The organism is Trichocoleus sp. ST-U2 (genome assembly GCF_039961875.1).
In the GTDB taxonomy this organism is placed as follows: domain Bacteria; phylum Cyanobacteriota; class Cyanobacteriia; order Cyanobacteriales; family FACHB-T130; genus FACHB-T130.
Map to the genome: position 1 here is coordinate 83883 of NZ_JAMPJY010000026.1, position 6856 is coordinate 90738.

A 6856-nucleotide genomic window follows, 5' to 3' on the forward strand; every position below is an offset into this window, starting at 1 on the left:
GGTGATAAATGCAAGCGTCAACTGTTTTTAACGCTTACTTTTGAGTCGGAACAATAGGAACTGAGTCGTCTGTTTATCTTGGAAATTATCATCACTGACTAGAAGTAAACTTTGGCTGCCATCCGGCAAGCGGGGGCCAAAAGTCATGCCTTCCAAATTGCCCAACGGAATGCCTATTTCATCCAAGTCCAACAGCAACTTTTTCTTCACTGGCTCAATGCCGGTAAGCTCACCTTTAAGGCTGGGAACACTAGAAATATCTGTTGCCCCGCCCATTGCTGCCTGATAAATTCTCACCCTGTAACCTAACAGGCTCAAAGAACGTTCCAAGGTGAGGAAGTGCCCCCCTGCATCTAAAGATAAAAATTCCGGCAAGCCATCTTTGAGTGCCCCACTTGGAGGCGGTTCCATTTCATATAAATGTTCGGCAATCAACAGCGGTGGGCCATCGCTGAGCAAATAGTGCAAGATCCGACATTTTGCTCCCTGCTTTGAACTAATTGCTTCGCTATCCTGCATCAATGATGACTCAGTGGCAGTAAATAGACGAAACGGTTCCCCGGCTGCTGGGAGAGTACCGACGGGATTGAGGGTCAGGGCTTCAAACCCCAGGTTATTCTGGATGCCACGAGTCTGGGTTGTATTGCCACTGACGTCGGGAAGATAGCGTTCCGGGATGGGTAAGTTCTGCCGCAGACGTCCAGTTTTTAAGTCAAACTCCCCGATAAAGGGGGCAATGCCATCGCGGGCGACCCCTTCGCTAGAGATAAATACCGATTGTTGAGGAGACAGAGCAATCCCTTCCGTATCCACCGTACTCTTGGGATAGGTGTTGCCATCTTCCTTGGTTAGAAAGGTAACGTTCTCAACTTCTACTTTCTGGATGCCAATTTTGCCATCGCTGGCGTCATCGATAACCATGTTGAGAGTGTAGAACCGGGCTGGGGCAAACTTACTGCGGTCATCTGAAATTGCGTAAAAACGGTTCTGCTTCCGGTCGTAGGTCAGCCCCGATAAGCCAGAAACAGGTGTATCCTTAAATTTCGTCTTGGGTAGCTGGTATTCCCCTAAAAAGTCGAGGGATAGATCCAGAAAAACTCGATCTTGTGTCATTCCTGGCTGGACTCCGCAGGAAGTGACAAAAGTCAATAAGGCGATCGCTATCCCCAGCACCCAAGATCGCGGTCTAAATTGCCCACCGTTCACCAGCTTTCTCCTAAACTTCACAACAAGCGCGGAAACTATCGCTTTACTGTAGCAGTCAGGTGGGTGAGAAACGCTACAACTTCTGATATTAACCAGGTCTGCTTGTATAGTTTGTTATTAACAATTTAAACTGCTCGCGCTAAAAATATTATGCAGAATTTGCTTGCTCGTCTGTGGTTGCAGCAACGTCGCTCAAGCGCTTTAGGACTGGGAATTGCTGCCGTTTTGTTCCTACTGTGTTCTGGTTCTGCCGGATGGGCAGCAACTGCGGCGGATAATAAACCCAAACCCAACCCCTTAGAGATAACGACACCCGATCCGCTGCTGCCGCAGCCGCAAGTAGATCGTCCCCTGACTCCTGGAGAAATCAGCCAATTCAGGCAGGCTCTGGATGAATTAAATGCTCAGGCAGCTGCTCAGCTTAAAGCCGGTAATGCACCGGCAGCGTTTGAAATTTGGTATCGGGAATTGCGATTGCGGCGATCGCTAGGGACGGTGGAAGAGGTAGAAGCGCTAGGACGGGTTGGCGCGATCGCGTGGGAAAATAATCAAAAACTTGATTTGCAAATCATCACCAAGCGTCTGCAAGCAATTCAGGATCGGGCTTTTGGCAGGACACCAGAGCCGAAAGGCAAAACGCCGCGCCAGCAAACAAACCTGAATGGAGGCAAAACTGAAGAAATTGTTTTGTCTTCCCCTGTCTCGGCAGTGGACATAAAGCTGTTGCAAGCTTTGGGTCAAGCTTACCAGCAGATACGACTGCCAGCCCCCGCGCTGGAGGATTATCAGCTGTTGCTGGCTGATGCACGGCAGCGCCAAGATAAAGCCACAGAAGAGGCAATGCTGAAAATCATTGCCCAATTGCACCTGAACTGGTTTGATTATCCTAAGGCAGCGGCAACTTATGAGGAATTGCTGAGTTTTGCCACTCAACAGGGCGATACGGTCAACCAAGTGGTTTATCTGCAACAGCTGACTTACATTTACGACAAGGCGAAGCAACCGGAAAATTCTTTAAAAGTGAAGCAACGGCTGGCAGAAAGTTACCTCGCCATTAATGATTTAACTCAGATACCAGCGTTGAAGATAGCGATCGCTACTGATTACGAAGCTCTCAAACAACCAGACGAAGCGAGTAAAAACTACCAAGAAGCCTATAATATAGCGTGGTCTTTACAGCAGTTCGCTTCTGCCAGCGAAGCTTTGAAAAAACTAGGAGATCTCTACCGAACTTATAAACAACCTGAATATGCTTTGCAGGTTTATCAAACTCTTTTGCAGGTAGAGCGGCAGTCCTACGATTACTATAACTTGATGAAAACCTACGACCAAATCGGTCAGATTTATCTAGAACGCGGGGACTTAGCGCCAGCAAAAGCAGCGTTTGAACAAGGGTTGGAATTAGCAAAGTCGTTAAAGTATCAGGAAACTTACTTTGCCAATCAGCTAGTGCGAGTGACTCAGCAAGGTTCGCAGTAGATATCGGTTCAGAGAAAAGCGATCTCTTGTTATCTATAAGCCGCAAGCATTTCCAATCCCCAATCAAAAATGGTCAACTGGGCATTCTGCCCTTACAGGCGTTTGTCCCAGCAAAACAGAAAGTTTTATATTCCTTCAGAGAGAGCTAAGACCTCAGGAAGTTTCCCACCGAAGATTGATTCTGTTTGTTTTGGAAATTGATAACTTTATAAACATAAAGACAGCGCGGTTCTGAGCCTAAATATTAAATATTAGAACTGCTATCAAAATTATCTCCCTTCCTGAGATAGTCTTTCTCCCTTGGTTATAGACTTCTGTGATTTGGTGTTTGCTCTTAGAGCCAAGTAGAAATGCTTGGTTCGTTTTTTTATCACAAAAAGAGTACATCTTACTTTTGTAAAAATGCAAGCGTGAGTTAAGTCACGGTTATAGAAATCAAGAAAAAAACTGTAAAGGTAAGGTTAATTTCTATCTTCCAGGAAGGTTTTCTGGATGTTTTAGTGGCTTACATCAGTTGTCTTTCGTCAGCTAGACAGTAATTCCACAAGCGTTTTACCTAGATATTCATACTGCGCCGGAGTGTTGTAAAGTTGAGCTGAAATCCGAATCAGCTGTTTAGGAGGTGCAGGCCAATAAATCACCGGTACCTGAATCCCAAAGCGATCGCATAACGCATCTTGTAGTGGCGGCGTTATTTGCATTTCTCCTGGGCTGTCCGGTATTTCATCCGGCAATGGCACGGTTGCCATCGAACCAATCATCTCATCGGGACACGGTAGCGACACCTGTAGCGTTTCGCAAAGTAGTTGTCGTGCTGTTAATGCCATTGCTCGGTTACGCGCCATCAATTCGCGCCATCCCCCCGGCAACAGCGAACCCAAAAACCGAATTGCCTCTGCGACACACAGATAAGCGCTGGGATCGTCGGTGCCCATCCAGTCGAATTCTAGATGAAAGCGCGATCGCTCTTTTCGGGGCGAGTTGGCACCATGACTAATCGTTAGCGGACGAATTGCCGATTGCTTGTCGCGCCGCACATATAAAAATGCGGCTCCTTTCGGGGAACACAACCACTTATGACAGTTGCCAGTGTAATAAGTCGCTCCGATTTCCCGCAGATTCAGCGGCAGCATCCCTGGCGCATGGGCACCGTCTATCAGTGTATCGACGCCGCGCTCTGCCAGTTGGTGAGCGAGTTGCTGGATAGGAAAAATTAGCCCTGTCTGGCTGGTTACATGATCTAGCAGCGCTAGCTTTGTTCTGGGTGAAACCTGTTCCATCACGGCTTCGATGACTTGTTCTGGCGATGTGATGGGAAAAGGTACTGTCGCCACCACTATCCGCGCCCCAGTCCGACTGGCAATGAAATTGAGCGCATTGCGGCAGGCATTGTATTCCTGATCTGTTGTCAGTAATTCGTCGTCTGGGGAGAAAGCAAGCGATGCATCGCTCGGATCGGCTAAGCCAAGCGATCGCAATATCACATTCACTCCAGTTGTCGCATTCGGGACAAATACCAACTCTTCTGGATCGGCACCCACGAACTGAGCTAACTCATCCCGTGCAGCATCCAGCAGCGGCTCAAACTCGCGCACAAAAAATCGCAAAGGTTCCCTTTCCAGTTGCGCCCGGTAGCGTTGTTGGGCTTCCAGAACCGGCAGCGGACAAGCACCAAACGAACCATGATTCAGGAACGTTACGGCTGGGTCAAGCGACCATAACTTCTGAAATTCTGAATGGCGAAGGATGAAGTCTGAAATTTTCTCTTTCATGCTTCATCCTTACAATTAAATTAATTAAACTCCCCAGGCAAGATTCGAACTTGCGACCAATCGATTAACAGTCGATCGCTCTACCACTGAGCTACTGAGGATCGTTCACTCAATCTTTTCAACAGTTACTAATATTAGCGAGTGCCAATATAACTTGTCAAGCCCTTTTATAGTTTTCTGAGAAATTTTTTTGAGCCGAATGGATGTTCAGTTATTTCTGGTTCAAACGCCACTCAGCCAGACGCTCGCGAGCTTTAGCATCCAGGGAATTCGCTAAAAAACGCCCCGACGAATGTTTCTTGGGTCTATTTTTGCGTATAACCGCACGAGCGGTTAATTCTACGTCGTAACCCAGCTGTTGCGCTGACATCCATTCTGCGCCATACCCCACTACTGTTAATTGCTGCGCCCGATCTGATGTAGCGACAATCAAGCGCCGTGCCGATCTGTAGGGATTGTAACGAAAGGAGGCACAGGTTTTTTCGATGTAAGTATCTGCTGTCTGCCCAAAATCCGTGTAATAGACTGATAGCTCGTGGGTGATAGATTCACAATTACTGCGTGTGTCTTGATACTGGGCATCAAATACAACTTGAGTTTCAAAGCCCTTAAAAGCGCTGTAATTGACCAAAGCCTCAATTAATTCAAGACGAGCGGCTTCTAGCCCATTGCGATCGCGGGTTCTTTGCAGGTAAGACCATAGTCCAATGACGTTGTAGCCGTCAACGAGCAAAACAGCCTGCGGGGATGGGCGTTGCATTGTTTTAAGCCAAGATTTTTTAGGTGAAAATAACTATTTCATCATCTTAACAATATAGTCAAGTCAGTTCTGTCGTCCTTTTTGCAGAACTAGGCAAAGCCTGCCCAAAAATAGTTTTTGGTTACAAGGAGGAATCTTGGGTTTGCAGGAGGCGTTGTCTTAAGCGTTTGGGTTCTCCTCGATCCACTACGCAGCCCTGCTCTAGTAAGAATGCCCCGTCGGCATAATTTAACTCATCTAATCGATGCGTGACCCAAAGGGCAGTCAGACCCCGGCTTTTCACCAAGCTTTGCACTTGCGCGACTAAATCCAACTGAGAATCCGGATCGAGCAGGGCGGTGGGTTCATCTAATAGTAAGACTTCCGATCGGCGGGCGATCGCACCGGCAATGGCAATTCGCTGTTTCTGACCCCCACTCAGAGCATAGATGGGGCGTCGTTCCAGCGCGAGTAAATTAACCGCTGCCAGTGCTTGCTCCACCCGCCCGCGTATCTCAGCGGGCGAGAGATTTTCCTCCACCAGCCCAAAGGCAACATCAGCCCCGACTGTCGGCATCACCAACTGATGATCGGGATTCTGGAAGACAAAGCCAATTGGGTTTAATATCTGAATTTCTCCTGCTTGGGGACGCAACAGCCCAGCCAGTAATCTCAACAATGTTGATTTTCCACTGCCGTTGGTGCCCAAAAGCATCCAGAATTCACCCTTGGGCACCTCCAGAGAACAGGAATCTAAGACTTTCTCCCCTTTAGGCCAGTTGAAGCAAAGGTCTTTGACTTGAATGGCAGGCTTGACCATTTCGACACCAGCAGGAAACGTGTTCATTCAGCGAGGGCGAAGAAGCCGGGAGGTCTTCCAGCCGATGCTGTGCTGGATTTCTGAGATATCTGAACGGCAACAATCTCGCTACTGAGAATGCCGATTTTTTTCTCCGGCTGGCGTTCGCAAGTGAGTTCTAACAGTTGCGCGTTGCCAGAGCGGATTGCATTCAGAATTTCTTGGTAAACGCTTTGGGCATCTTCGTCTGACTTCCGTTGCACCGACAACGACATCGGCGTATTTTTCAAAATTAGGTCGATTGTAAACATGAGTTAAGCAATTGCAATTAAATATCGGCTCCACATCCCTAGTATCTCAGACGCGAGCCAGTTGCTGCCCGATGGGAAAATTCGTTGAGCAGGGGAGAAAGGATTTCATCTTCGCCTCTATCTTGGCGTTGGTAAGTTTCGCAATTCCTTTCCTAGCCTGGACTTTAAGCGCACACACTTCCTGAACTGTCGCGAGTGATGAACATCTGCGATCGCATCTGTCGCCCCTACCGCTAAATATTAAAATGAGTTAAATAAATTTACCCAAAACTGTGCAACTTGGACATAATAAGATTAAACTCAGTAAAGAATCGTAAACTAGATTGACATCCTAGTTTGTTTTCTGCGTAGCCCATCTAGTTACAGGTGGAGCCAGCAGAAATCGCGATGACTGTACTTATAACTAACCTGTTTGGAGATTTGCTGTCATGACTATCGCAGTCGGACGCGCGCCAAGTTCAAGAGGGTGGTTTGACGCCATTGACGACTGGCTCAAGCGCGATCGCTTCGTATTTGTCGGCTGGTCCGGCCTACTGCTATTCCCCTGCGC

The 6856-nt window shown here is 47.8% G+C and carries 6 protein-coding genes, 1 tRNA gene and 1 pseudogene; 2 read left to right on the forward strand and 6 right to left on the reverse strand.

What is annotated here, in order from left to right; translation table 11 throughout:
• Window positions 1-27: 27 nt before the first annotated feature.
• Window positions 28-1206, reverse strand: coding sequence for an esterase-like activity of phytase family protein (locus NC996_RS17575; RefSeq protein WP_339380219.1), 1179 nt, complete (start codon window positions 1204-1206; stop codon window positions 28-30).
• 150 nt (window positions 1207-1356) lie between these two features.
• Between NC996_RS17575 and NC996_RS17580 the strand changes: the two genes are divergently transcribed.
• The gene (locus NC996_RS17580; RefSeq protein WP_190683706.1) at window positions 1357-2685 is read left to right on the forward strand and encodes a tetratricopeptide repeat protein; all 1329 of its coding nucleotides are present in this window, start codon (window positions 1357-1359) and stop codon (window positions 2683-2685) included.
• 524 nt (window positions 2686-3209) lie between these two features.
• On the opposite strand, the gene NC996_RS17585 is transcribed toward NC996_RS17580, so the two are convergent.
• The 5 genes from NC996_RS17585 to NC996_RS17605 all read right to left on the reverse strand — a co-directional run bounded on the left by NC996_RS17585 (window position 3210) and on the right by NC996_RS17605 (window position 6306).
• Window positions 3210-4457, reverse strand: coding sequence for an aminotransferase class V-fold PLP-dependent enzyme (locus NC996_RS17585; protein ID WP_190683709.1), 1248 nt, complete (start codon window positions 4455-4457; stop codon window positions 3210-3212).
• Between the two features lie 29 nt (window positions 4458-4486).
• Window positions 4487-4558 (reverse strand) — tRNA-Asn (locus NC996_RS17590).
• A 110-nt stretch (window positions 4559-4668) separates the two neighbouring features.
• A complete protein-coding gene (locus NC996_RS17595) occupies window positions 4669-5217 on the reverse strand; it encodes an NYN domain-containing protein (RefSeq protein ID WP_190411750.1) in 549 nt (182 codons plus the stop codon).
• 121 nt (window positions 5218-5338) lie between these two features.
• Window positions 5339-6016: an ABC transporter ATP-binding protein gene (locus NC996_RS17600; protein WP_190411754.1), complete on the reverse strand. Its 678-nt coding sequence runs from the start codon at window positions 6014-6016 to the stop codon at window positions 5339-5341.
• Between the two features lie 23 nt (window positions 6017-6039).
• On the reverse strand, window positions 6040-6306 hold the full coding sequence (locus NC996_RS17605) for a hypothetical protein (protein WP_190411751.1): 267 nt from the start codon (window positions 6304-6306) through the stop codon (window positions 6040-6042).
• Between the two features lie 428 nt (window positions 6307-6734).
• Between NC996_RS17605 and NC996_RS17610 the strand changes: the two are divergent.
• A pseudogene (locus NC996_RS17610) lies at window positions 6735-6856 on the forward strand (photosystem II D2 protein (photosystem q(a) protein)); the annotation flags it as partial.

Excerpts from the sequence above, each read along its gene's own strand:
- NC996_RS17580 (WP_190683706.1), top strand. The coding sequence starts at position 1,357 with ATGCAGAATTTGCTTGCTCGTCTGTGGTTGCAGCAACGTCGCTCAAGC.
- NC996_RS17595 (WP_190411750.1), bottom strand. The coding sequence starts at position 5,217 with ATGCAACGCCCATCCCCGCAGGCTGTTTTGCTCGTTGACGGCTACAAC.
- NC996_RS17605 (WP_190411751.1), bottom strand. The coding sequence starts at position 6,306 with ATGTTTACAATCGACCTAATTTTGAAAAATACGCCGATGTCGTTGTCG.
- NC996_RS17600 (WP_190411754.1), bottom strand. The coding sequence starts at position 6,016 with ATGGTCAAGCCTGCCATTCAAGTCAAAGACCTTTGCTTCAACTGGCCT.
- NC996_RS17585 (WP_190683709.1), bottom strand. The coding sequence starts at position 4,457 with ATGAAAGAGAAAATTTCAGACTTCATCCTTCGCCATTCAGAATTTCAG.